We start from the raw sequence: 23627 nt of genomic DNA, 5'->3' as shown, positions 1-23627 counted from the left end.
GCTTCCGTGATGCTTTCCGTCGCCCATACAATTTAGTCGCCGTCGGACTCAGAGACTCTATGGACGTGCTCGCTCGGCTCCGGAGTAGTTTCTTCACGGGGCTCATTCTCGTCGCGCCGCTCGCCGTCACCGTGTTCGTCCTCCAGTTCTTGTTCAGCCGAATCACTGCGGCACTCCGCCCGCTCGTCCGAGAGATAACTCCGTTCCTCGCGGAGGCGCTCAACTACTCGGGAGATATCGTCCTCATCTCGCAGATTCTGGCGGCGCTCATCATCGCCGTAACCATCGCCCTCATCGGGTATCTGGCCTCGATGAGTATCGGACAGCGTCTCTTCGGGAGTTTCGAGCGTGGTGTCCAACTCCTCCCACTCGTTCGAACGATTTACTTCGGCGTCCGGCAGGTCTCCGAGTCGCTCACCGAACCGACCGCAGGATACGACCGAGTCGTCCTCGTCGAGTATCCCCGCGAAGGCCTGTTCGCTATCGGCTTCGTCACGAACGAAGCACCACCATCTGTGTCGAAGGCGACCGAAGACGACCTGTACACGGTGTTCCTGCCACACAGTCCGAACCCAACTGCCGGGTCACTCGTCATGCTCTCCAGCGACGAAATTCGCGAACTCGACATGCCGGTCCGTCGCGGCCTGCGCCTCCTCGTCACGACTGGATTGAGCGTCGACGACCCAGAGACGCTCCCGGAGGGGCCGGCAGCCTACTCGCCAGAGAACTCGGTCGGTGACGACCACACCGATGGGAGTGTCCACTCGACGTCGAGTTCGAAGTCGAAGCAGAACAGAACCGAGTGAGCCTCTCAGAGTCCCCACAGGAAGACGATTCCGAACGTCGTCACGACGGTGAGGAGCAACTGGAGTGGCCCACCGACTCGGAGATAGTCGGCGAACCGGTAGCCACCTGGACCGTACACCATGAGATTCGTTTGGTAGCCGATGGGGGTCATGAACGCCGTACTCCCGGCGAAGGTGACGGCGATAGCGAATCCGAACGGGTCAGCACCGAGTTGCTGTGCCGTGTCGATGGCGATTGGGACGACGAGAACGACGCTGGCTACGGGCGTGATGACGTTGGCCAGCAGGCCCGTCAGGAGGTAGAACGCGGCGAGAACGGCGACGATTGGGAGGAACACCGTCGCCTCACCGACGAGGTCTGCGATGAGGGCGACACCGCCAGTCAGTGAGAGTGCGCGGCCGAGCGGAATCACGCCCGCGAGGAGGAAGATGACGTTCCAACTCACCGCGTCGTAGGCGTCGCTCGGTGAGAGGCAGTCGGTCGCAATCATGGCGACGACGCCGCCGAGGGCCGCGACTGCGATGGGAACGACGCCGAGTGCGGCTAATCCGATAACTGCCGCGAGGATAGCGAACGCGCGGAGTGCTGTCGGTGACAACACCCCGTTTTGTTCCATCACTTCCTCGGACACCTCGCTCGTCACGATGAAATCGTCCGCCTCTTTGAGGTACCGTGCCGCCTCACGCGTCGTCTGGAGGAGGAGCGAGTCACCAGCGCGGAGGTCCACGTCTCGGAAGTGCTCGCGGATGAGGTCTCCCCCACGACGGCGAACTGCGAGGACCGTCGCGTCGTAGCGCTCACGGAGGCGTGTCTCACCGATCGTGTCGCCGATGAGTCCTGACTCGCGTGGGACGACGAGTTCGAGCAGTGCCACGCGGTCCGGTCGGTCGAGTTCGGCGTCCGTCACGGCCGCGCGTGGGAGGAACCTGAGGTCTGCGAGTTCACAGAACTGCTGAATCTTCTGCGGGTCGCCACGGACGGTGAGGATGTCTCGCCCTGTGACGTCTCGGTCCGTCTCGGCCGCGATGAAGTGTTCGCCACCGCGGAGGACGTCGAGGATGTCGATGTTGAGGTCTCGGTGTGCGTCGTCGGCGATTTCTCGTGCGGGGTTCCCGACGAGCGGTGACCGAGACGGGACCAACACGCGGGCGAGAAACGGTTGCACACCGTAGTTTGCGGTTCGATTACCGGGTTCGACTCGCTCGGGGAGGAGTCGCGGTGCGATGGTCAACAGGTAGACTGCGCCGACGAGGAAGACGACGATGCCCAGCGGTGTGAACACGAACATCGAAAACGGCGGGTTGTCTGTCGCGGTCGCGTACGCCTCACTCGCGACGAGATTCGTCGCGGTCCCGATGAGTGTGAGCGTGCCGCCGAGCATCGACGCGTACGAGAGCGGAATGAGGAGTTTCGACGGCGAGACACTCGTCTGGTCCGCGAGGTCGGACACCATCGGGATGAACACCGCCACGACTGGGGTGTTGTTGACGATTCCGGCGACGGGGCCGGTGAGACCGACGACAGCACCGAGTAGCCTACTCTCACTCCCGCGAGTGAACCGAGCGATTTCCTTGCCGAGGACGCGAATCGCCCCCGTCTGTCGAACCCCCTCGCTGAGTGCGTACATCGCGAGAATCGTGATGGTCGCGGCGTTGGAAAACCCGGAGAGACCGATTTGAAGGCTCACTTGCGTCCACGGCTCGAGGACGACGAGCGCGACGATGACACCGATTGCGGTCACGTCAGGCGGTGCCGCCTCTGTGACGAAGAGCACCATCGTGACGACCACGAGGGCGAAGACGACGAGCATGCCAGTCGTGACCGCGACCATGCGAAACGTCGAATCGGAGACGGCTTAATGCTTGCCTGGGTGACTATCTCGGTGACGAGACTCCCGTTCGTTTCTGCTCCATCTGTCCTATCCTGTCCTGTTCTGCTCCACCTGTCCTGTCCACTGCCGACGATGCCGCGACGCTTTTGTCTACTCGTGGACTATCCGCGCTCGATGCGACTCGGAATCTTGGAAATGGTCGGTCTGGGGGCGTCGCTCATCTTCGCTATCCCACTCGGTGTCTTCGGTCTGACGCTCCTCGCAGACGGTCGGACCGTCTTCGGTGCGGGGATGCTCTTCCTCGCCGTTCTCATGGTCGCCCTCCCGAAGTATCTGACCACGCCGCAGGATATTCCGACGCTCGCCGCCGAGAAAGTCGTCGGCGGCGTCGCCAAAGAACCGGACGAAGACGAGTAGCGTTCTCGACTGTGGTCGTTACTCGGTCCAGCGAGACGGGTCGAGGGTCGTCGGCGCGTCGGTGAGATATCGTGGCCCGTCGTCTTCGACGACGAGCACGTCGGTCAGTTCGACCCGCCCGTGAGTTGCGTGCGTGATTGCAGACCGAACTCTGAGGACGTTCCCTGTGGCCAGTTCGGCGTCTCCGTCGAGTGGTGGGTCTTCTCTGGCCGACAGACCGAGTCCGCCGCCGACGTCTCTCGTCACTTCGTCGGCCATCGAAAAGCCGAACGCGGCCGTCTCGGCACGAATCTCACTCCCGACGAACCCAGCGTCTGCACCGGGGTCGGCCTCGACGAGCGCCACGTCGCGGGCGGCGGCACAGGCTACGTGCGCACGTCGTTCCCACCCGCCGTCGGCGTCGACGACGAAGGTTCGAGCGAGCGCACCACGGTATCCTGTGGGGCCACGGGGTGACACCGAGACGACGATTGGTTCTCCGGGGACGAGTTCGACCGCCGATTCGCGCCCTCCGCGGGTGCCAGTCGTCACTGTCGTCGCCCCCGCGGAGTCGACGCCTTCGACGGCGAGTGTCGCGTTCACCTGTCGCCGGATTCGCTCTGTCGAGAGGGGTGCGTCGCTCCAGACCAGCGCCTCGTCTTCGACGTGCGCGTCCGCGAGGATGACTGCCGCAGCGCTGATGGCGCGCTTTGCGGCCCGTTGTACTCCCTCGATAGCGTCCAGTTCGGCGGCGTCTTTCGTGGCTCGTGCGTCCTGGACTGCTGTCGTCGACGACAGTTCGTAGCCTGCCGATTCGAGGTGGAGCGCGGCGTCGTGCGGAACCGTCTGTGGTGTGAGTACCGTCCCCGTCTCTGCTTGGGCTGCGAGGACTGCCGCGGCGGCCTGTCCGGCCGGTCGGTCGTCCACACGAATCGACGCGGCGTCTCCGTCTGGAATGTCGACCGTCGACGGGACGCGCAGATGCGTCTCACCGGGGAGGCGCACGTAGACGACGTCGAACTCGGCGTCGAGTCCAGTCAGATACCGACTCGTCGGGTCGTCGCCGCGACAGACCGAGACGAACCCAATCGCGCCGCTGTCGTCGATGGCGGCGTCGATGGCGTCGCCACCGCGGGGACCGGGCGGCATCGGTGATTACGCCTCGGGTTCGGGCGCTGGGGGTTCCTGTGCCGCTTCGACGAGTTCCTGCGTGTCCTCGTCGCGAATCTCGTTGTGGAGGAGGACGCTGATGGGGAGCGTCGGTGCCCCGCTGACGAGGTTTTCGAGGATGATGAGTCGCTCACGGGCACGAGACATCCCGACGTAGAAGACACGGCGCTCGTTGTCCGTGATGAGCGGGACGGGACTCGTCGCGGACGTGAACTCCTCGATTCCGCGTGCTTCGAGTTCTTCGTCGCTGACGGACGCGGCCATCTGCTCGACGACCTTCTCGGTCAGGTCCGTCGCCATGAACACGTGGTCTGCTTCGCGACCCTTCGCGGAGTGGATGGTGCCGACACGGACGCGGTTGGGGTCCATGCCCTCGTAGTCACCCGAGAAGTACGCGTCGACGGATTTTCGCTGGAAACTCGTCACCTTGCGGACCATGTCCGAGGCGGCGCTTCCGTTGGGCGCGAACGGTGCGAAGTTCTTGATCTCCTTCGGTGTGAACTCGAGTTCCGTGATGTCGTCGACGCCTGCTTCTTCTTGTCGCTCGTCGATGGCGTCGAACAGGTCGTCGCGGTCGTTCGTTCCGAACGCGGAGTCTTGGAGCATGTCGGCGAGACGCCGTGCTTCCAGTCCGTCGACTGGCTCGTCGGCCTCCATCGCCTCGACGGCGCGGACGTACTGGGTGAGACGGTCGGTCCACATCCGCTGGTCAGTGAGCGTCGAGAAGGGGATGCCAGACGGGAGGAACTCGTCGATGAACTGGAACATCTGGTAGCGCGCACGGAAGAGGACCATGATGGTCCCGTCGTCTTGCTCGACGGTGTAGCGGACGTTTCGCGCGAGTTCGAGCATCGACGGACTCTCGACCGCTTCGACGGACCCGCCTTCTTTGCGGGGTTTGAGGTCTTTCTCCTGTCGCTTGTCGATGTGTCGAATCTCGCGGTTGACGACGTTGAGCACGTTCGACGGGAGACGGTAGGAGTTCGGCAGAATCTCGTCGTGGTCACGCTGGGCGTCGAGAAGCAGGTTCGGGTCTGCACCCTGCCACGCGTAGACGACCTGGTCGTCGTCACCGGCGATGAGGACACCCTTCATGTGGGGTTTCCACTCCTGATACACGTCGTACTGGAGCGTCGTGATGTCCTGGAACTCGTCGATGACGAGGTAATCGACGTTCGGGACGAGCGAACGCTGTTTGACCCGTTCGAGCATGTCTGCGAAGCCGACGAGACCGTGTTCGCCCTTGTAGGCGCGCCACGCACGGATGGCCTCGGGGATGTCGATTCGGTCGTCGGAGGAGGGCCACGTCGGCGTGTACTTGTTGCCTTCCTGTGCGTTCGGGTCGATTTCGGGGGGGAGACGGACTTCTTCGACGTTCCACTGGAAGGGGACGTCGTACCAGTCGGCGACGTCGCGGCGCGTCCGCTGAAGCCACTGACTCGTCGCGATAATCTTGTTGCCGATGGTTGTCGAACGGGCCGTCCGACGGCCGGCACCGCTGTACTCGTCCTGGAACTCGATGCCGTACTCTTTACAGAACTCCTCTTTGTCCTTCTCGCCGACCACGTCGTTGCGTGAGAGACCCAGCAGCTCGTACGCCTTCGCGTGCATCGTCGAGACGTTCCCTTTCAGCGAACGTGGGTTGATGTCGAGCCGTTCTGCGAGTCGCTCACGGACCTCGGACGCTGCGGCACGAGTGTACGAGACGACGAGAATGTCGCGGATGGTAACGTCGTCTTGTTCGAGAATTGATTCGACCCTGTCGAGTAGGGCCGTGGTTTTCCCGCTCCCCGGACCCCCGAATAGTCGGGTGACGGTCACGTCGGATTCGCTCATTGTGCACGTTCACGGCCTTATCGGTGATAAACGACGTGCTTCAGACGAGGGCGAACGCGCCCGGAATCGATTCGACGGGCCGGGCGTTCGCAGCACACCCCCACTATGTGGGGTGTGTCGAGAACAGGTGCTCTGGCGTGGTCAGCCGTCGGACGCGTTAGGCCTCCGGCGACCAGCCGCATACGGTGCATGTCGCCGCGCCCATGTCGTGCAACGCCCCACAGTCGGGGCATTGCAGTTTGTTATAGGATCGGTCCCAGCGTACCGGTTCTGTCTCGTGACCGCGGTCAGCCAAAAACTGATCGAACATGTCGTCACTGGGTGCTGAGGCCATACATGGTATGGTATGACATGCCTATATTTAGTTCCTACGGAGGTTGTGAGCTTCCGAGAATCAACGAGGGAGACTATCTCGCTGTACTACAGGTCGTACAGTGCGCTGTACTTCGTCTCCACGTAGTCGAGGAAGTCGTCGGCGGCGAAGTCTTTTCCAGTCGCACGGTTCACCAGGTCGTTCGTCTCGTAGCGGCGGCCGTACTGGTGGACGTTCTCGCGCAGCCACTCGCGTAGGTCGGCGAACTCGCCGTCTGCAATCTTCTGGTCGAGTTCGTCGATGTCCTCCTCTGCAGCGGCGAACAACTGCGCAGACATGATAGAGCCGAGAGAGTACGTCGGGAAGTAGCCGAAGTTGCCGTAGGCCCAGTGAATGTCCTGCAGACAGCCTTCGGAGTCGGTCTCCGGACGGATGCCGAGATACTCTTCGTACTTGTCGTTCCACGCCTCCGGGACGTCCTCGACGGCGAGGTCGCCGGAGATGAGTGCACGCTCGAGTTCGAACCGGATGACGATGTGCAGGTGGTAGGTCAGTTCGTCCGCTTCGACGCGGATGAAGTTGTCCTCGTACACCTGATTCGCCGCTTCGTAGACTTCTTCGACCGTTCCATCGACTTCGGGGAAGTGTTCGGTGAACGTCGGCAGGAAGTGCTGCCAGAAGGCGCGCGAGCGCCCGACGTGGTTCTCCCAGAGACGCGACTGCGACTCGTGGACCGACAGGTTGCGGTCCTCTCCGAGGGGCGTCGCGTAGTGTTCGTCCGGCAGGCCGAGGGTGTAGAGTGCGTGGCCGAACTCGTGGATGGTCGAAAAAAGCGACCCGAGGGGGTCGGACTCGTCGTAGCGCGTGGTCACGCGGGCGTCGAACTGCGTCCCCGACGAGAACGGGTGCGGTGCGGTGTCGAGACGGCCACGGTCCCACGGATACCCGAGCGTCGAGAGCGCGTCGCGGACGAGTGCTTCCTGCTCGTCGGCCGGGAACTCGCCTTCGAAGGCGTCCACGGCGAGGTCGACGTCCGACTCACGAATCTCCGCGATCATCTCGACGAGGACTTCGCGCACTTCGTCGAGAATCTCCTCTGCCTGGTCGAGTGGGAGACACGGTTCGTAATCCTCGAACAGCACCTCGTAGGCGTCGCGGTCGGGGTCGATGTGTTCGGCGTACTGTCGCTTCAGTTCGACGTGTTTCTCCAGGTGGGGCGCGAACGTGTCGAAGTCGTCTTCGGCCTTCGCCTGCTTCCACGCCGGAATCGCTTCGGACGCCGCCGCCGAAATCTGTTCGACGAGGTCGTTCGGGACGCGCACGGCGCGTTCGTAGTCACGACGGAGTTCTCGGAGGACATCGGCCTGTTCGTCCGTCGGGTCGTCCGCCTCCGCCGCTTCGAGCAGTTCTCCGAACTCGTCGTCGGTGAGGAGGTCGTGACTGAGCGCGGAGAGCGCCGACATCTGCTGGGAACGCGCGGGCGTCCCTTCGTCGGGCATCATCACCTGCTGGTCCCACGAGAGGATGCCACCGGCGTTCTCGACGTTGGCGATTCGCTTGTACTTCGCGAGCAGTTGGTCGTACGCCGACGCGTCTTCCGTGGAGGTTGCTGCCATATGGTATCGGGTCGGGGCGGGGAGATATTAAAACGCAGGAGACGGGGGTTTCGGTGAGGGTTTTGACGAGTTGGGCGTCGTCGGCCCTGTGGCGTCCCATCGCTCCTCACCGGCCTCGGAACAGCGTTCAAGTAACTTTGCTGTCAGTCCCACCCAGTCCCGACTGCCGTCGCGTTTTCGATAAAAATCGAGTTTACCGTGGCCGAGTTGGTTCCTCTTGGCCGGTCTCGGACTCCTCCTCGTTCCGGCACTCTCGTCTTCGTCACCGCCGAAACGACAGGTGTCACCACTCCTCCAGAGTGGCACGATACGTCTCGTAACACCGCTCCAGCACGTCCAGCGAGACGCTCTCGTTCTTCGTGTGCGCTTCGCCGGGTTCAGACGGCCCGTAGACGACACACGTCGTCCCTTCCTGGGCCAACCAGCCGGCGTCGGTGGCGTGGGGTTTCGTCACCTGTTCGGGCGCGTCGTCGCCTCGTGCGTCGTGGACTCGTTTGGCCGCGTCGAACACTCGCTCGGCGAACTCGGCGTCGTCGCATGCCATCGGCGGGAGGTCCTGTTCGACGACCCACTCGACGCCCTCGATGGATTCAGTCTGTGCGAGGTCGGCGTACCCACCGGGGACGGTTCGCTCGTCGATGATGACCGAACACTCGTCGGGGATGACGTTCCACGCGCTCCCGCCATCGATTTCGGTGACTGCGATGCTCCCCGAGACGGCGTTTCCGAGGACTTCGCTGTCGGGAACGTCCAGTTCTCGGACGATGTCGACGGCGTCGCAGGCGCGGTAGATGGCGTTCTCGCCTTTCTCCGGTTCGCTCGCGTGGCACGCAGTTCCGGTGACTTCGAGGACGCTCGCCCGGCGGCCACGGTGGGCCACGACGAGGTCTGTTCGGTTCGGTCCGGAGTAGTTCGTCGAGCCTTCGGCGACGACGGCGTAGTCGAGTGAGAGTCCATCGTCGAGGGCGCTCCGGACACCGTTTCCACCGAGTTCTTCGTCGACGAACGACGCGAAGACGACTTCGTTCGTTGCGGACTCCGCGGCGTCTCGGAAGGCGAGCATGGCGGCCACGTCTGCGCCTTTCATGTCGGCCGCGCCGCGCCCGTAGATTCGTCCATCGCGGGTTTCGACGATGTACTCACCGTCGTCGGTCAGTTGTCGTTCTGCCGGTGGAACCACGTCGTGGTGCCCGACGAGCGCCAGTGACTCACCGACGCCGGGGTTGACCCGAGCGACGACGTTCCCAACGCCGTCTCTCGTCACTTCCGCGTCCGTCTCTGCTCGCAACCACGCCTCGATGAAGTCGCCAGCGGCAGTCTCGTCTTCGTGACTGGGTATCGAGACGAGGTCGGTAGTGAGGTCGGTGAGTTCGTTCATGTGGGTGTCTCTCTGTCCCACCGGAAAAGTATGCGCTGTCTCGGTGTGGAACACGAGTCAGCAAACAGACGAGAGATGCTCCTCGTCTCTGGTCTCATCTTTGAGAACCTGTCTCTCTTGATTGACAAATCTGTTCTCAGTATGCGAGAACACGCTCCAGAACTTATACTCAATTCTGAAAACGCTGGTGTATGCGCATCTTCTCGGCATACGAACGATTACTCTGGGGCAGTATGGACGCACTTGGTGTGTCTGACTCTGTCGAACGGAAAATCGTCGCCGCCGTCGGCATCCAGTTCGTCATGTCCCTCGGACAGGCCGTCCTTCCGTGGGTCGTGAGCGGGACCACCAGATTCGTGTTCACTGTGGCGCTGTTCGGGGGTGCAGTACTCGCGTTCGGGAACACCATCCTCATCGCACGCAAGGACATCGCGAACCCAATCGAGGCCATCTCTACGTCTGCTTCGGAAGTCGCGGCTGGTAACCTCTCGACGGCACCACCAGACATCGGCGGGACCGACGAAGTCGCGGCGCTCTCGTCGGACTTCGCGTCGATGCACAACCACCTCTCTATCGTCGCCTCACAAGCGTCCGCACTGGCCGACCAGGACTTCGACCACCCGTCACTCGACGAGCAGATGCCGGGTGAGTTCGGCGACGCACTCGACCGGATGCAACGTGACCTCGCAGATTACACCCGCAACCTGCAACATCTCGTCGAAGCGTTCGCCGAAGCGACCTCCCGCGCACAAGCGGGCGACCTCACAGCGACCATCGATACCGCCGACTGGGGCGTCGACGACGACCGATACGAAGCAGTCGCAGAGACGTACAACGAACTCGTCTATACGCTCTCTGAGACGATTGGTGAGGTACAGTCGTTCGCAGCGGAAGTCTCGCAGATGAGTGACGCCGCACAGGAACACGTGCAGCGAGCGAACACCGCCAGCGAAGAAGTCGCGACGGCAGTGGTCGAAATCTCCGACGGCGCAGGGTCGCAGACAGAGCATCTCCAGACGGTCGCTGACGAACTCAACACGCTCTCGGCGACAGTCGAAGAGATCGCTGCCTCGGCGGACGAAGTTGCCCACACCGCAGAGACGGCGGCCGAACGGGGTGCAGTCGGCAGAGACGCAGCAACCGAGGCCATCCAAGAGTTAGACACCGTCGAAGAACGCATCGACGAGACGGCGATCGCAGTCGAAGAACTCGCAGACGGCATCGAGGAGATAGACGAAATCGCCGCGTTCATCGACCGCGTCGGATCGCAGACGGACCTGCTCGCCATCAACGCCTCCATCGAGGCGGCACACGCCGGCGAGGCAGGCGACGGGTTCGGTGTCGTCGCACAGGAAGTCAAGTCGCTGGCAGAAGAGACGCGAGACTCCGCAGACGAAGTGTCGTCTCTCATCGCGGACATCACGGCCCACTCCGAAGAGACGCTCGCCGACGTCCGGAAGATGAACCAACAGGTTTCCGGGAGTCTCGAGACGGTTAGTGACGCCATCGCAGAGTTCGAGTCTATCGTGGAGATGGTTACAGACATCGACGCGAGCGTGGCCGAAGTGAGTGCTGCGACAGACCAACAGGCGACGTCGGCCCAGGATATCGCCATGCGCGTAGACGACGTGGCGAACATCTCCGAGGAGACGACGGGACAGTCACAACTGGTCGTCGAGACGGCCGACCGTCAGTCGGACTCTATCGACGACCTCGCCGAACAGGCCACCATACTCTCGTCTCGTGCGGCGAACCTCGAGGGGCTCGTCGAGTCGTTCGAGGTCATCGAGGCGGAATGAAAACGGGATAACTCGGTCGACGAGTGACGCTACGACACAGTTACGACGACCGCTCGACGGCCGACCCGAGGGCGAGCGCGGTCGACTCGTCGTGTCGGGCGGTCACGAACTGACACCCAACGGGCCGGCCGTCTGCAGTCCCACAGGGAACAGACAGCGCTGGATTCCCTGTGAGGTTGAACGGTGCCGTGTGCGAAATCGTCCGAACGAATGCTTCTTGGTCGGTCACAGTCCCGAACGACGGTGCCGTCGTCGGCGTCGTCGGGAGCACGAGCGCGTCGTACGCCGCGAGGGCGTCGTCGACCTCTCGAGTGAACGTTTCACGAACGCGCTGGGCGGCGACGTAGTGGTTCCCGCCCGTCGTTTCGAGGAGTCCACCGCCTACGAGAAGTTGGCCAACGACGTTGTCGCCAAGTCGGCTGGAGTCGAGGTCGTCGAGTGCCGTCCGGAGGCCCTCGCTGTAGCCCGTCCCCGTCCCGTACACCTGGCCGTTGTCTGCCACGAGGCGGGCGAACTCGACGTTGGATGTCGCCAAGACCGCCAGCGGTGTGACTCTGAACGTCGGGAGTGAGATTCGGTCGACGACCACGCCAGCGTCTGCGAGCGCCTCGACGGTGGCGTCTACCTGTTCTCGAACGGACGGGTCGGCGTCGGTCATCGCCTCTTCGACGACACCAACCTGAAGGCTGTCGACGGTGTCTGGGACGCTCACGTCTGGCGTCGGCATCCCAAGCGTCGAAGGGTCACGGATGTCCGGACCGGCGACCGTCTCGAACACGTCTCCTGCCAGTTTGACCGACGTTGCCAGGACACCGACCTGGTCGAGCGACGGGGCGAGGTCGACGAATCCGAACCGAGAGACCGAGCGGTGAGTCGGTTTCAGTCCAACGATACCGCAGTACGACGCGGGGATTCGGACGCTCCCGCCCGTGTCGCTGCCGAGCGCGGCGTCGAGATGTCCCGCAGCGACCGCCGCTCCACTGCCGCTCGACGACCCACCGGGAACCGCGCCATCGACGGCGGGGTTCCCGATTGGACCATGCGCACAGGTTTCGCCCGTCGTGAAGAACGCGAACTCGTCCATGTTGGTCGTCGCGCGGACGTCGCCGCCGGCGTCGACGAGTCGCTGCACGACCGTCGCGTGGTAGTCGGGGGTGTACGACAGCGCCGCCGACCCGCAGGTCATCGGCACGCCGGCGACGGCGAGGTTATCCTTCACACCGAGTCGGTAGTTCGAGAGCGGTCCGCTCGCCGCGTCATCGCCTGGAAGTGAGAAGCTGTATCGGATGGCGTTGTGGGGGTCGTCTCCCTCGTCCACTTCGGTCGCTGGCTCGGCGGCAGGGTCGGTCGCTTCGAGCATCCCGAGCGCCTCGGCCGTCGCGTCGAGTTCCGCCACGTATCTTTCGACTCCCTCGTCGTCGAGGGAGAACCCGTACACTTCGGCTGCGCGTCGGATGGCTCGACTGGAGCGTTCTCCTGACATACGAGTATCTTGTCGTGTCATTCTATTAACTATACACCACGACTGGCCCCGCGGAGCGGACGAACTCGGGTCGCCGTCGGCCCCGCTGTGCCACAGATTCGCATCCAATGCGAACCGCTCCATCTATATCCTTATCCGTCCCCGACACGAAATTTCGCGCATGAAGATAGTGCCGGACACGAGCGCGGTCATTGACGGTCGCGTGTCCGAGCGAGTCGACGACGGAACCTACGACGGTGCCGACGTTCTCGTCCCCGAAGCAGTCGTCAGCGAACTCGAGTCGCAGGCCAACGATGGCCGCGATACGGGCTGGGAGGGTCTCTCTGAACTCCAACGCCTCGCCGAGTTTGCGGACGACGGCGTCATCGAACTGAACTACGTCGGTCGCCGCCCGAGTGCTGGCGAGACGAAAGGCGCTCACGAGGGCGACATCGACGCGCTCATCCGCGATATTGCGGCCGAGCGTTCTGCGACACTCCTGACGAGCGACGTGGTGCAAGCCGAAGTCGCCAAAGCGAAAGGCGTGAGGGTCGACTACGTCGAACCCGTCGTTCGCGGGTCTGGCGGCCTCATCATCGAGCAGTTCTTCGACGACCAGACGATGTCCGTCCACCTCAAGACGGGCACCAAACCGAAGGCCAAACGCGGGGCAATCGGCGAGATGCACTACCAGTCCATCGCCGACGAAGTAACCGACGAGGCGACGATGAAAGAGTGGGCCGACGACATCGTCAACTCCGCTCGCGCCGCCTCGGATGGGTTCATCGAACTCTCCGAACCGGGGATGGACATCGTCCAGTTCCGCGACTTCCGTATCGCCGTCGCTCGCCCACCGTTCGCAGACGGCATCGAAATCACGGCGGTTCGACCCATCGTCAAGACCGAACTCGACGACTACGAGTTCGCCGACGAACTCCGTGACCGCCTCGCCGAACGCCAGCGCGGCGTCCTCATCGCCGGGTCGCCCGGTGCCGGGAAGTCCACGTTCGCACAGGCCGTCGCCGAGTTCCTCAACGAGAGCGACTACGCGGTCAAGACCATGGAGAAACCGCGTGACCTGCAGGTCGGCCCCGACATCACGCAGTACACGGCACTCGGTGGCGACATGGCCAAGACGGCCGATTCACTCCTCCTCGTCCGCCCCGACTACACCATCTACGACGAAGTCAGAAAGACCGAGGACTTCTCGGTGTTCTCCGACATGCGCCTCGCTGGCGTCGGGATGGTCGGTGTCGTCCACGCGACGCGGGCTATCGACGCACTCCAGCGTCTCGTCGGCCGCGTCGAACTCGGGATGATTCCGCAAGTGGTCGACACCGTCGTCTACATCGAAGACGGTGCGGTCCACACTGTGTACGACGTGAGCACCGAGGTGAAGGTCCCAGAGGGTCTCTTCGCAGAGGACCTCGCCCGCCCGGTCATCCAGATTCGCGACTTCGAGACTGGCACGCCGAAGTACGAGATTTACACGTTCAACCGGCAGGTCGTCACCGTCCCACTCGGGAAGGAAGGCGACAAGAAGGAAAGCGGTGTCTCCCGTCTCGCCAAGCAGGAAATCGAGCGCGAGATTCGGTCTATCGCCCGCGGGCACGTCGAAGTCGACCTGAAAGGGCAGAACCGTGCGGTCGTCTACGTCGAAGACGACGACATCTCCTACGTCATCGGGAAAGGTGGCGGCCGCATCTCGGACGTCGAAGACCGCCTCGGCATCGACATCGACGTGCGGACGCACGACGAGAAGCCATCGCAGGGCGCGCCTGCTGGGCAGGCGTCCAGTGACTCGTCCACGGGCGGGCAGTCGAACGACGGCGTCGTCGTCACGCCCGAAGTCACGTCTCGCCACGTCATCGTCCGCATGGACGGTCACGTCGGTGAGACGGTCGAAGTACGCGCGAACGACGAGTACCTGTTCACGGCGACGGTCGGTCGCGGCGGCGACATTCAGGTCTCACGCGGCAGCGCCATCGCTGAGGAACTGGAGAACGCAATCGACAAAAAGCAACAAATCACGGCCGTCCCGGCCTAACGGACTGGACGACCGGACCGTCGTCGAGTTCATTGCGGTTGCCCGTCGCAACGGGAGTCGAAGAGACAGGTTGCGAAACGTCGGGTAGTCAGTCGCTATTCGGCGCAGCAGGCCTTTTCTTTCCCGCCGTCGGCTTTCGCCTGCGCTTGCTGTGGCGCGAGGTCGGTCAACTGATAGAGATTCTGGCGAGCGTCAGCAAAGTAGACGTCCTCGTCGACGATACCAATACCCTCCAGTCGTTCGAGTGCGTATCGAACTGTCCGTGCGGAGAGCATCGACTCTTGCACGATACCTTTCTGGGTGAGTGGGCCGTTGTATTCGAGTACTTTGAAAACGAGCTTCGCACTCGGTGGGAGGTCGTCTAGACTCTCCTCTTCTGTTCCAGCCATCGTTACGAATCGAGACGTGCCACCAGCATAAACCTTGTTGGCTGTGATTAGCCGACAACGCTTTATCGGCGGACGCGCGGGAGGAACGAACGCCTTTTGATGCAGGCTATCGCAGGGGAACACATGGCCACGGAAACGCAGACCGAACTCTCCGGACACCTTCGCGGAGTGACGGTCACAACACTCGCCTGTCTCGCCGGCATCGCCGCAGCGGTGCTCTCCGGTGTGCTGGTCGGGACGACGGTCGAGGCCGCGACCAATCAGTTGGCCGTGGGTGTCCTCGGCGCGTTCGTTCTCGTCCAGTTCCCGGTGCTCCGAGCCATCGGCATCGACATCTCCGGGGCGAAAGATTACCTCTACGTCACGTTCATGACGTTCGCGCTCTGGTTCATCTCGTTCGCTATCTTGCTGACCTCGGGTGTTCAGCTCTAATCATGGCGGACGATAGTATCGCAGTCGTCGACTTGGACCGGTGTTCCCCCGACCGCTGTAGCTACGAGTGCTCGAACTTCTGTCCGCCGAACCGAACGGGCAAAGAGTGCATCACGCTCCGCGGCGAGGACGCCGAACAGGGAGGTCCAGACCAGGTCCGAATCTCCGAGGAGATCTGTCTCGGTGAGACCTGTGGAATCTGCGTCGAGAAATGTCCGTTCGACGCTATCGAGATCATCAACCTCCCGTCTGAACTCGACGAAGAACCGACCCACCGTTACGGTGAAAACGCCTTCTCCCTGTACGGACTGCCGGTGCCCGAACCGGGTGCAGTCACGGGTATCCTCGGTCCGAACGGTATCGGGAAGACCACCGCCGTCCGCGCGCTGGCCGGCGAGATGGTGCCGAACCTCGGCAACTACGACGTCGACCCGACGTGGGAAGCCGTCCTCGACCGATTCCGCGGCACCGAACTCCAGAACTACATCGAGCGAGTGCAAGACGGCGACGTGTCCATCGCACGGAAACCGCAGTACGTCGACCAGATTCCCAAACAGTTCGACGGGAAGGCACGCGAACTGCTCGAGGCGACCGACGAACGCGGTGCGCTCGACTCCTACATCGACCGCCTCGACATCGGTCCCGTCGTCGACAACGATATCGACACGCTCTCTGGCGGTGAACTCCAGCGCGTCGCTCTCGCGGCGACGCTCGCTCGCGACCGCGACTTCTACTTCCTCGACGAGATTTCGCCGTACCTCGACATCGGCCAGCGCGTCACCGCGGCGCGTCTCATCCGCGAACTCGCCGAAGAAGAAGACCGAGCGGTCCTCGTGGTCGAACACGACCTGGCGATTCTCGACTTGCTCGCCGACACGCTCCACGTGGCGTACGGTGAACCCGGCGCGTTCGGTGTCATCACCGACCCCAAGTCGGTCAGAAACGGCATCAACGAGTATCTGAAAGGGTATCTCACCAACGAGAACATGCGCATCCGACCGGGTGCGATTACCTTCGAAGAACACGCACCGCGTGAGACGACGAAGGCCGAACCACTCATCGAGTACCCCGAAATCCGGAAATCCTACGGTGAGGGTGAGTTCTCCCTCGACGTGGACGCCGGAACCATCTACAACGGCGAAGTGCTCGGCATCGTCGGTCCCAACGGAATCGGGAAGTCCACACTCGCCCAGCTGTTCACGGGCGACCTCACGCCCGACACGGGCGAACTCGACTTCGCACTCGACATCTCGTACAAGCCACAGTACATCGAAATCGACCAACCGATACGTGTAGACGCGTTCCTCTCGTCGATTACCGACCAGTTCGGGTCGTCGTACTGGAACACCGAGGTCGCGAACCCGCTGCAACTCAACCGTATCATGGAGCGCAACCTCACCGACCTCTCCGGTGGTGAGCGTCAGCGCGTCGCCATCGCGGCGTGTCTCTCGCAGGACGCCGACCTCTACCTGCTCGACGAACCGTCGGCCCACCTCGACGTCGAACAGCGCGTGCAGGCTACCACGGCCATTCGCCGCTACGCCGAGAACCACGACGCGACGGTCATGGTCATCGACCACGACATCTACATGATGGACCTGCTCGCTGACCGCCTGATGGTCTTCGACGGCGAACCCTCTATCGAAGGTCACGCCTCGAAACCACAGGAGATGCGCGACGGGATGAACGACTTCCTGTCGGACCTCGACATCACGTTCCGCCGTGACGAGCGCACGCAGCGCCCGCGTATCAACAAGCCCGACTCCCAACTCGACCGCGAGCAGAAGCGGTCTGGCGAGTACTACTACGCCGAGTAGTCGGCTTCGGCGTTTCCGGTGTTTCCGGTGTTTTCGTCTCGGTTTCTCTCACCACGTCCTTTTTGACCACACCCAGTACCACCACAGTCTCTCGGTGACACTCGTGATACTACGACCGTTTTGACACTCACGCGCGAAGTGTGAGTGATGACTGACACAGTTCCCGAGACGACTGGCCTCTCCGATGCGACACACCTCGGACGCGTCTCGCTTCGGGTTGGCTCTCTCGACAGCGTCGTTCCGTTCTACCGGGACGTCGTCGGACTCGACGTCGAACGCGAAGGCGGCCGGGCCGTTCTCTCGGCCGGCGACGACCCACTCGTCGTCCTCGACGAAGCCCCGAACGCACCGCCGCGCACCCGTGAACAGGCCGGTTTGTTCCACCTCGCTATCCGGGTTCCCGACAGGGGGGCACTCGGTGACGCACTCGCTCGGATTCGAGACCACACCTCGCTGTCTGGAGCGTCCGACCACCTCGTGAGCGAGGCACTCTACCTCCGCGACCCGGAGGGCAACGGCGTCGAAATCTATCGGGACCGCCCACGCGACGAGTGGCCCCGGACGGCCGACGGGCGCGTGAAGATGGACACCCTCCATCTGGACCTCGAACCACTCCTCGCTGACGCCCATGGCGACGACCACGCTCCCGCCGGAACCGACCTCGGACACGTCCACCTCGAAGTCACCGACCTCGTTCGGTCGCTCGACTTCTACACCGACGCGCTGGGTATGAACCTCCGTGACGACGGCTACCCCGGTGCCGCGTTCGTCGCCGCCGGCGACTACCACCACCACGTCGGCCTGAATCGGTGGAACGAGCGGTCTGAACCGGCCGGCGGGAGTCGCGGCGTCGACTGGTTTGAAGTCGTCGTCCCCGACACCGACACACTCGGTGGCGTCCGCGACTCGCTGGAACAGGCAGGCCACACCGTCGAGGTGTCGGGCGACGAACTCGTCGTCTCTGACCCCGACGGAATCGAACTGCGCGTCGTCGTTTCGGCGTAACCGACGCCGAGACCAGTCGGACTGGCTGAACGAACCGTTTTGTCATTGGTCTACCAACTACAGGGTATGGCACCAACCGAGAGCGACGCGTCGGGTAGACTCAGCCTTCGGAGTCCCGCGTTCGACGACGGAACCGAGATACCACGGCAGTACGGCTACACGAATCAGAACACGAGTCCGCCGCTCGGAATCGAGGGCGTCCCAACCGATGCCGTGTCGTTGGCACTCGTGATGGACGACCCCGACGCGATGAAACCGGCGGGGAAGGTGTGGGACCACTGGGTCGTCTGGAACATCGACCCCGAAACGGCCGACATCGCAGAGGGTTCTGTACCCGCAGGTGCCGACGAAGGGACGAACAGTTACGGGAAGCGAGGCTACGGCGGGCCGAACCCGCCGGACAGAGAACACACCTATCGGTTCGTCCTGTACGCACTCGACACAGCACTCGACCTTGGGTCGGGGGCGACGAAATCAGACCTCGAAGCGGCTATCGACGGGCACGTTCTGGACGAGGCGCGACTGACCGGGACGTACGCGCCTTGAGACCCTGATTCTTCACTCGACTCGTTCGACGACAGCACCACCGTCTGTCTCGCGCACGTCGATATCGTAGCCGAAGGCTCGAATCACGTCGAGGTTCGTCCGGACGTGTTCGGTGACCGCCGGAATCCGAACGCGGCCGCCGGCGAGTGCGACCCACACGAGGAGTTGGTCGGCCATGTGCCGGTCCACGGGTGCGTCGGTTCGGTACCAGTCGGCGAACGCGTCGACTGCCTGTGCGCCGACTTCTTCGGCGCGGACACCTCGTTCACCGTAGGCGTCGAATCCGGCGACGACGTCTCCACACCGGGCCGCGAGGACGACAGCAGTCCCCGGAGAGGTGCTCTCGTCGTACGCGACAGACGCTCGAACCGGTGTCTCGACGCCTTCTGCGGCGAGGGCAGTTCGAACGCCTTCGACCTGTCTGTCTGCCACCGACGCGTCTGCGAGCGCCTCGCTCGCGACCGAATAGACGTCGATTCCGTCGAGTGGTGGACGGCCGAGCAAGTCGACTGGAGTCGGTTTGGCGGGGTCGATTCGAACTGCGAGTCTCCCACCACCGGCGGGATAGAACCCTCGCCGGAGGACGTCCACGTCGAACGAGACACCGAACGCCGAACACAACGGGCGTTTCACGTACCGAAGATAGTCTGCGGGCGGCGACCACCGGACGTCGGTCCCACCCGTGACGGTGAGCGTCAGCGGGTCGTCGATGGCGACGGCGACGGGAAGAAGCGTCTCGCTGACGAGCGTCGTGCTTCCGGCCGTTCCGACCGACACGCTGACGGGGTCGCTCGTCACCGACTCTGGGTCGAACTGGAGGGTCGAAGAGCCTTCGCTCCCACCGTCTACGTCGGCGTTCGCAACCGATTCAGCGACCGAGACGCACGCGACGTGTTGTGCTTTGAGCCCCGGTGTCGAACGGTTGCCACGGATATTTTCCATCTCGAACGACTCGCCCGTCACGAGCGACAGCGAGAGTGCGGTCCGAACGAGTTGGCCGCCGCCTGCGTCTCCGTCGAGTCGGAGCATTCAGCGGACGACGGTGACCGGACACGACGCTCGTTCGACGAGTTCTTTGGCGACGCTCCCAGCGAGTCCCTCGTACTGTTTCGAGATACCGCGGTGGCCGACGAAGACGCCATCTGCGCCGGTGGTGGTCGCGTACGAGGTGAGTGCGTCGACGGGGTTGCCGTAGAGCAGTTCACTCGTCGAATCGACGCCCGCTTCCGTCGCCTGCGCTCGCGCTTCTTCGAGGACCTGTTCACCGCGGGCCTCGGCGTCTTCGAGACTCTCGACGACGATGTGGTCGCCACTGGTCGGAACGCCCGCTATCGGTTCTTCGCCGCCTTCGACGACGACGTGTGGTTCGACCGAGTGGACGATGGTAATCGTCGCACCCAGCGGTTCGACCATCGAGAGAGCGTATTCGAGGGCGCGGTCGGCAGACTCAGACCCATCAACTGCGACGATGAAGTTCATGACTGTATACACGTGTCGTGACGAGAAAAAAGGAGGACACTGCTACCGTCCCGAGAGAACTAGTGAATGAGGCGACTGCAGGTTCCGCAGAGGTTCTCTTCTTTGACGTCGACTTCGCGGACCGTCGGCGAGAAGGACATCACGCACTTGTTGTTGTCGCAGTGTTCGAGGCCGAGTGTGTGGCCAATCTCGTGGACGACTTCCTTCCGCACGCGGTCCGAGAGTACTTCGTCGGCGGGTTTGTTGGTGATACCGCCGTCGGTGGAGGTCTGGAGGCGGTACGTCGAAATGACAGAGCCGTTGCCGTTGAGGTACGCGAGTCCGAAGACGTAGTTCCGGCGACGGTAGTAGAGGTCCTGGGACGTGATGCCGATGTTCTTTTCACCGCGCCCGACACGACTCGTCAGCTCGATAAACTGTTCTGCGCGGTACTGATTCCGGCTTCTATCGAACGCACCCTCCGGGATGGCTTGGTTCGACTGAACGGTCACGTCGCAGTCGTAGACGGACCGGAGTCCTGCGGACGCCTCCCGTTTGACCGCAGCAGAAATATCCCCGATAGGTACGATATCGACAAGCATGCGAGGGATTAAGCGATGGCGCTTCATAAATATCCCGACGTGAGAGATTTTCTGCGCGACGCGCTCGTGACTCGGTTGCGAGAGTACGACCGAGTGGTCGAAGTGGGCGTCGGTCGGGCCTCGTCGGTGGCCGCCGAACTCGCCGCTCACGGCGTGGACGTCACCGCCGTCGACGTCTACGACGTTCCAGTTCCCGAGGGTGTCCGATTCGTCCGTGACGACGTGGTCGCCCGCGCGGACGACCCCGAACTCGGGCCTTACGAAGGCGTGGACGCAATCTACGCACTGAACATCCCCGTCGAACTCCACGCCCCGACCGCTCGTGTCGCCCGACGCGCCGGTGCAGAGTTCCTCTTTACGACGCTCGGGTTCGACGAACCCTCGATACCGGTTCGCCGTGAGTCGATTCCCGGCGATACGCTCTACGTCGCGGACGACGCACCGGGTCCCCGAGGATAAGAGTAAGGCACTTGCCTCCCCGTCCCGCGGTTCCGGTATGCACGCGGACGCTGTCGTCTTCGACATCGACGGGGTACTCGTAGACGTCGCCGACTCCTATCGGCGCGCCATCGTCGAGTCGGTCGACCGAACCTACGACGAGACCATCTCCCGCGCCGACGTCCAGCAGTTCAAGGACGCCGGCGGGTTCAACAACGACTGGGAACTGACCTACGCGGCGGCGCTCTACGTTCTCACCGCACGCGAGACAGCCGTCTCTCTCGAGGCGTTCACCGACGATATCGAAGCACGCGGGGGCGGCCTCGACGCGGCCGAAGCGACGGTCGAGTCACTCCTCTCTGACCCGACCACCGTCTTCGACCAGTGGAATCCCGATGGACTTCGGGAGACGTTTCAGGCGCTCTACCTCGGGTCGGACCTCTACCGTGACCTCGAAGGTGGCGACCCACCGTTCGACGCACCCGGCTACATCCACGACGAACCCGTTTTGCTCCGTCCCGAGACGCTCGACGCACTCGGTGACCGCGAGATTGGCGTGGTGACCGGTCGGCCGTCCGCAGAGGCAGACATCGCCCTCGACCGTGTCGCCCTCGACGTGGACGACGACCACCGGTTCACGATGGACGACTGGGACGAAGGAAAGCCCCACCCGGCGGCCCTCGTCACTGTCGCCGAGCGCCTCGACGCGCAGTCTCTCGTCTTCGTCGGCGACACCCTCGACGACGTGAAGACGGCGCTGAACGCCGACGCCGCCGACCCTGAGCGGGTCTACTACGGTATCGGCGTCCTCTCGGGTGGGCTGACCGGCGACGACGGCCGACAGAAGTTCGCCGAAATCGGTGCCGCGGCGGTCGTCGAGGACGTAAACGAAGTTCCGGAGCTGCTCGACTGATGGGTGGAGTACGATGACACAGACACTGGGTGGTCGCTGATGGGTGACTTCCGCGCGTTCGTCGTCACGCTCCTCGCCCTCGACGCGGTCATCTTCGTCGTCGGGTCGTTCCTCGCCCCGCCAGACCCATTCTTGCAACTTCTCTTGGTCGGCCCCGCGCTGTTGCTCGCACCGGCGGTCTCGTGGTGGTTGGTCTACCGCGACGGCTTCGTCCGGGTCCAAGCGCTGTTCGAACCCGACGACGAGTAAGCACTGTCGAGCGCAGTCCGGACGAACAGCAGACAGAGGCAGAACCCTCCGGTCGCGTAACCCTTTACGTCGTCCCAGTTCGCACATGTGAGTATGCGAATCGCACTCCTCGGTGGAACCGGCGACATCGGCGAAGGACTCGCCCTCCGCTGGGCTTACCACACCGACCACGAGGTCATCATCGGGTCGCGCGACCCAGAGAAGGCCCGCGCGAAGGCAGAAGAGTACGAGACCGAACTCTCCAGTCGCGGCCGCGACGTGAAGGTAAACGGCTTCACGAACGAGATGGCGACCGAGCGCGCGTCGGTCGTCGTTCTCGCCGTCCCGCCGTACCACGTCTCCGACACCATCGAGGCCGTCGCAGACTCGCTCGAAGACGGCGACATCCTCGTCACGCCCGCGACCGGAATCAAGCGCGACGACGACGGGTTCCACTACCACCCGCCGAGTGCCGGGAGCGTGACGGCACTCGTCGTCGACGCTGCTCCCGACGGCATCCCGGTCGTCGGCGCGTTCCACAACCTCGCGGCCGGCCGCCTCGCCGACCTCGACGCGGACCTCGGCATCGACACGCTCCTCGTCGCAGACGACCCCGACGCGAAAGAGACGGTTCGCCTCCTCGCAGACGGAATCGAGGGGCTTCGCCCACTCGACGGTGGCGGACTCGCAAACGCCGCAGAAATCGAGGCGCTCACGCCGCTTCTCATCAACGTCGCGCACAACAACGAGGGGCTCAACGACCTGGGCGTTCGCTTCCAGTAATCGGCGCTCGAAGCGTCCCCGTTCGGCGTTAGAATCGGTTCTTCAGTTCTTCTCGCAGGTCGTCGAGCGACGCGTCGTTCATCGCCAGGACGACCAGCAGGTGGTAGACGAGGTCCGCGCTCTCGTAGAGGAGTTCCTCTCGGTCGTCGTCCTTGGCGGCGAGGATGGTCTCTGTCACTTCCTCTCCGAGTTTCTCGAGGGCGTAGTTCTCGCCTTTCTCGTGGGTAAAGAGCGTCGTCGTGTAGGAGTCGTCGGGTAACTCGGCTTTCCGCGACTCGATAGTCGCGAAGAGTTCGTCGAGAACCTCGTCGGTCGGCGTATCGGCGTCCATGGTCGCACGACGGGCGGCGGTAGAAAAAGG

Annotated in this window: 24 protein-coding genes; 12 read left to right on the top strand and 12 right to left on the bottom strand. The window is 63.2% G+C overall.

The genetic code is table 11. The annotated features are described in order from the left end of the window. Window positions 1–59 precede the first annotated feature (59 nt). Window positions 60–806 (top strand): DUF502 domain-containing protein, encoded by a 747-nt coding sequence (locus GJR99_RS07395; RefSeq protein WP_151110750.1) that lies wholly within the window; start codon window positions 60–62, stop codon window positions 804–806. A gap of 5 nt (window positions 807–811) precedes the next feature. Here GJR99_RS07395 and GJR99_RS07390 read toward each other — a convergent pair whose 3' ends face one another. Further along, window positions 812–2638: an SLC13 family permease gene (locus tag GJR99_RS07390; protein WP_151110748.1), complete on the bottom strand. Its 1827-nt coding sequence runs from the start codon at window positions 2636–2638 to the stop codon at window positions 812–814. A gap of 174 nt (window positions 2639–2812) precedes the next feature. On the opposite strand from GJR99_RS07390, the gene GJR99_RS07385 reads away from it, so the two are divergent. Further along, on the top strand, window positions 2813–3055 hold the full coding sequence (locus GJR99_RS07385; protein ID WP_151110746.1) for a DUF7533 family protein: 243 nt from the start codon (window positions 2813–2815) through the stop codon (window positions 3053–3055). A gap of 18 nt (window positions 3056–3073) precedes the next feature. Here the strand turns inward: GJR99_RS07385 and GJR99_RS07380 are convergent, their stop codons facing one another. From GJR99_RS07380 to GJR99_RS07365, 5 genes are all read right to left on the bottom strand, one after another. Further along, window positions 3074–4183 carry a M24 family metallopeptidase gene (locus GJR99_RS07380; RefSeq protein WP_151110744.1) on the bottom strand — a complete coding sequence of 370 codons (1110 nt, stop codon included), beginning with the start codon at window positions 4181–4183 and terminating at the stop codon, window positions 3074–3076. 6 nt (window positions 4184–4189) lie between these two features. Further along, a complete protein-coding gene (locus GJR99_RS07375) occupies window positions 4190–6040 on the bottom strand; it encodes a UvrD-helicase domain-containing protein (RefSeq protein ID WP_151110742.1) in 1851 nt (616 codons plus the stop codon). Window positions 6041–6197: 157 nt separating this feature from the next. Beyond that, window positions 6198–6374 (bottom strand): HVO_0416 family zinc finger protein, encoded by a 177-nt coding sequence (locus GJR99_RS17835; protein WP_305037510.1) that lies wholly within the window; start codon window positions 6372–6374, stop codon window positions 6198–6200. A gap of 86 nt (window positions 6375–6460) precedes the next feature. Continuing rightward, window positions 6461–7969, bottom strand: coding sequence for a carboxypeptidase M32 (locus GJR99_RS07370; RefSeq protein ID WP_151110740.1), 1509 nt, complete (start codon window positions 7967–7969; stop codon window positions 6461–6463). Between the two features lie 283 nt (window positions 7970–8252). Further along, complete coding sequence (locus GJR99_RS07365) at window positions 8253–9347, bottom strand: M20 family metallopeptidase (RefSeq protein ID WP_151110736.1); 1095 nt, start codon at window positions 9345–9347, stop codon at window positions 8253–8255. 191 nt (window positions 9348–9538) lie between these two features. Between GJR99_RS07365 and GJR99_RS07360 the strand changes: the two genes are divergently transcribed. After that, window positions 9539–11146 (top strand): methyl-accepting chemotaxis protein, encoded by a 1608-nt coding sequence (locus GJR99_RS07360; protein ID WP_151110734.1) that lies wholly within the window; start codon window positions 9539–9541, stop codon window positions 11144–11146. A gap of 40 nt (window positions 11147–11186) precedes the next feature. On the opposite strand, the gene GJR99_RS07355 is transcribed toward GJR99_RS07360, so the two are convergent. Further along, window positions 11187–12629, bottom strand: a complete 1443-nt coding sequence (locus GJR99_RS07355) for an amidase (RefSeq protein WP_191967088.1) — start codon at window positions 12627–12629, stop codon at window positions 11187–11189. A gap of 160 nt (window positions 12630–12789) precedes the next feature. Between GJR99_RS07355 and GJR99_RS07350 the strand changes: the two genes are divergently transcribed. Next, complete coding sequence (locus GJR99_RS07350) at window positions 12790–14655, top strand: PINc/VapC family ATPase (protein ID WP_151110730.1); 1866 nt, start codon at window positions 12790–12792, stop codon at window positions 14653–14655. 95 nt (window positions 14656–14750) lie between these two features. On the opposite strand, the gene GJR99_RS07345 is transcribed toward GJR99_RS07350, so the two are convergent. Further along, a complete protein-coding gene (locus GJR99_RS07345; RefSeq protein ID WP_058571267.1) occupies window positions 14751–15044 on the bottom strand; it encodes a MarR family transcriptional regulator in 294 nt (97 codons plus the stop codon). A gap of 123 nt (window positions 15045–15167) precedes the next feature. Between GJR99_RS07345 and GJR99_RS07340 the strand changes: the two genes are divergently transcribed. From GJR99_RS07340 to GJR99_RS07325, 4 genes are all read left to right on the top strand, one after another. Then, window positions 15168–15476 (top strand): EMC6-like membrane protein, encoded by a 309-nt coding sequence (locus GJR99_RS07340; RefSeq protein WP_151110728.1) that lies wholly within the window; start codon window positions 15168–15170, stop codon window positions 15474–15476. 2 nt (window positions 15477–15478) lie between these two features. After that, window positions 15479–17293, top strand: coding sequence for a ribosome biogenesis/translation initiation ATPase RLI (locus GJR99_RS07335; RefSeq protein ID WP_151110726.1), 1815 nt, complete (start codon window positions 15479–15481; stop codon window positions 17291–17293). A gap of 147 nt (window positions 17294–17440) precedes the next feature. After that, on the top strand, window positions 17441–18298 hold the full coding sequence (locus GJR99_RS07330) for a VOC family protein (RefSeq protein ID WP_151110724.1): 858 nt from the start codon (window positions 17441–17443) through the stop codon (window positions 18296–18298). 66 nt (window positions 18299–18364) lie between these two features. Then, window positions 18365–18844, top strand: coding sequence for a YbhB/YbcL family Raf kinase inhibitor-like protein (locus tag GJR99_RS07325; RefSeq protein ID WP_151110722.1), 480 nt, complete (start codon window positions 18365–18367; stop codon window positions 18842–18844). 12 nt (window positions 18845–18856) lie between these two features. Here the strand turns inward: GJR99_RS07325 and rtcA are convergent, their stop codons facing one another. Genes rtcA through GJR99_RS07310 form a run of 3 tightly spaced genes read right to left on the bottom strand, consistent with a single transcriptional unit; the run spans window position 18857 to window position 20904 of the window. After that, on the bottom strand, window positions 18857–19873 hold the full coding sequence (gene rtcA, locus GJR99_RS07320) for an RNA 3'-terminal phosphate cyclase (protein WP_151110720.1): 1017 nt from the start codon (window positions 19871–19873) through the stop codon (window positions 18857–18859). Next, a complete protein-coding gene (locus tag GJR99_RS07315) occupies window positions 19874–20323 on the bottom strand; it encodes a universal stress protein (RefSeq protein ID WP_151110718.1) in 450 nt (149 codons plus the stop codon). A 59-nt stretch (window positions 20324–20382) separates the two neighbouring features. Beyond that, the gene (locus GJR99_RS07310) at window positions 20383–20904 is read right to left on the bottom strand and encodes an archaemetzincin family Zn-dependent metalloprotease (protein ID WP_151110716.1); all 522 of its coding nucleotides are present in this window, start codon (window positions 20902–20904) and stop codon (window positions 20383–20385) included. Window positions 20905–20943: 39 nt separating this feature from the next. On the opposite strand from GJR99_RS07310, the gene GJR99_RS07305 reads away from it, so the two are divergent. The 4 genes from GJR99_RS07305 (at window position 20944) to npdG (ending at window position 23266) form a co-directional block, all read left to right on the top strand. Further along, window positions 20944–21363 (top strand): UPF0146 family protein, encoded by a 420-nt coding sequence (locus GJR99_RS07305; RefSeq protein ID WP_191967149.1) that lies wholly within the window; start codon window positions 20944–20946, stop codon window positions 21361–21363. 37 nt (window positions 21364–21400) lie between these two features. Beyond that, window positions 21401–22255 (top strand): TIGR01548 family HAD-type hydrolase, encoded by an 855-nt coding sequence (locus tag GJR99_RS07300; RefSeq protein ID WP_151110714.1) that lies wholly within the window; start codon window positions 21401–21403, stop codon window positions 22253–22255. Window positions 22256–22294: 39 nt separating this feature from the next. Further along, window positions 22295–22504, top strand: coding sequence for a DUF7534 family protein (locus GJR99_RS07295; protein WP_151110712.1), 210 nt, complete (start codon window positions 22295–22297; stop codon window positions 22502–22504). A 93-nt stretch (window positions 22505–22597) separates the two neighbouring features. Beyond that, entirely contained in the window at window positions 22598–23266 is a 669-nt protein-coding gene (gene npdG, locus GJR99_RS07290) for an NADPH-dependent F420 reductase (RefSeq protein ID WP_151110710.1), read from the top strand. 28 nt (window positions 23267–23294) lie between these two features. On the opposite strand, the gene hisE is transcribed toward npdG, so the two are convergent. Further along, window positions 23295–23597, bottom strand: a complete 303-nt coding sequence (gene hisE / locus GJR99_RS07285) for a phosphoribosyl-ATP diphosphatase (RefSeq protein WP_151110708.1) — start codon at window positions 23595–23597, stop codon at window positions 23295–23297. Between the last annotated feature and the right edge of the window lie 30 nt (window positions 23598–23627).

Origin of the sequence: Haloferax marinum, assembly GCF_009674625.1 — an archaeon.
GTDB lineage: Archaea > Halobacteriota > Halobacteria > Halobacteriales > Haloferacaceae > Haloferax > Haloferax marinum.
Note: the sequence above shows the minus strand (reverse complement) of the source record. Positions and strands in the feature narration are given on the sequence as shown.

Coding starts and splice junctions, on each gene's coding strand:
- GJR99_RS07395 (WP_151110750.1), top strand. CDS start 60: ATGGACGTGCTCGCTCGGCTCCGGAGTAGTTTCTTCACGGGGCTCATT.
- GJR99_RS07390 (WP_151110748.1), bottom strand. CDS start 2,638: ATGGTCGCGGTCACGACTGGCATGCTCGTCGTCTTCGCCCTCGTGGTC.
- GJR99_RS07385 (WP_151110746.1), top strand. CDS start 2,813: ATGCGACTCGGAATCTTGGAAATGGTCGGTCTGGGGGCGTCGCTCATC.
- GJR99_RS07380 (WP_151110744.1), bottom strand. CDS start 4,183: ATGCCGCCCGGTCCCCGCGGTGGCGACGCCATCGACGCCGCCATCGAC.
- GJR99_RS07375 (WP_151110742.1), bottom strand. CDS start 6,040: ATGAGCGAATCCGACGTGACCGTCACCCGACTATTCGGGGGTCCGGGG.
- GJR99_RS17835 (WP_305037510.1), bottom strand. CDS start 6,374: ATGGCCTCAGCACCCAGTGACGACATGTTCGATCAGTTTTTGGCTGAC.
- GJR99_RS07370 (WP_151110740.1), bottom strand. CDS start 7,969: ATGGCAGCAACCTCCACGGAAGACGCGTCGGCGTACGACCAACTGCTC.
- GJR99_RS07365 (WP_151110736.1), bottom strand. CDS start 9,347: ATGAACGAACTCACCGACCTCACTACCGACCTCGTCTCGATACCCAGT.
- GJR99_RS07360 (WP_151110734.1), top strand. CDS start 9,539: ATGCGCATCTTCTCGGCATACGAACGATTACTCTGGGGCAGTATGGAC.
- GJR99_RS07355 (WP_191967088.1), bottom strand. CDS start 12,629: ATGTCAGGAGAACGCTCCAGTCGAGCCATCCGACGCGCAGCCGAAGTG.
- GJR99_RS07350 (WP_151110730.1), top strand. CDS start 12,790: ATGAAGATAGTGCCGGACACGAGCGCGGTCATTGACGGTCGCGTGTCC.
- GJR99_RS07345 (WP_058571267.1), bottom strand. CDS start 15,044: ATGGCTGGAACAGAAGAGGAGAGTCTAGACGACCTCCCACCGAGTGCG.
- GJR99_RS07340 (WP_151110728.1), top strand. CDS start 15,168: ATGGCCACGGAAACGCAGACCGAACTCTCCGGACACCTTCGCGGAGTG.
- GJR99_RS07335 (WP_151110726.1), top strand. CDS start 15,479: ATGGCGGACGATAGTATCGCAGTCGTCGACTTGGACCGGTGTTCCCCC.
- GJR99_RS07330 (WP_151110724.1), top strand. CDS start 17,441: ATGACTGACACAGTTCCCGAGACGACTGGCCTCTCCGATGCGACACAC.
- GJR99_RS07325 (WP_151110722.1), top strand. CDS start 18,365: ATGGCACCAACCGAGAGCGACGCGTCGGGTAGACTCAGCCTTCGGAGT.
- rtcA (WP_151110720.1), bottom strand. CDS start 19,873: ATGCTCCGACTCGACGGAGACGCAGGCGGCGGCCAACTCGTTCGGACC.
- GJR99_RS07315 (WP_151110718.1), bottom strand. CDS start 20,323: ATGAACTTCATCGTCGCAGTTGATGGGTCTGAGTCTGCCGACCGCGCC.
- GJR99_RS07310 (WP_151110716.1), bottom strand. CDS start 20,904: ATGCTTGTCGATATCGTACCTATCGGGGATATTTCTGCTGCGGTCAAA.
- GJR99_RS07300 (WP_151110714.1), top strand. CDS start 21,401: ATGCACGCGGACGCTGTCGTCTTCGACATCGACGGGGTACTCGTAGAC.
- GJR99_RS07295 (WP_151110712.1), top strand. CDS start 22,295: ATGGGTGACTTCCGCGCGTTCGTCGTCACGCTCCTCGCCCTCGACGCG.
- npdG (WP_151110710.1), top strand. CDS start 22,598: ATGCGAATCGCACTCCTCGGTGGAACCGGCGACATCGGCGAAGGACTC.
- hisE (WP_151110708.1), bottom strand. CDS start 23,597: ATGGACGCCGATACGCCGACCGACGAGGTTCTCGACGAACTCTTCGCG.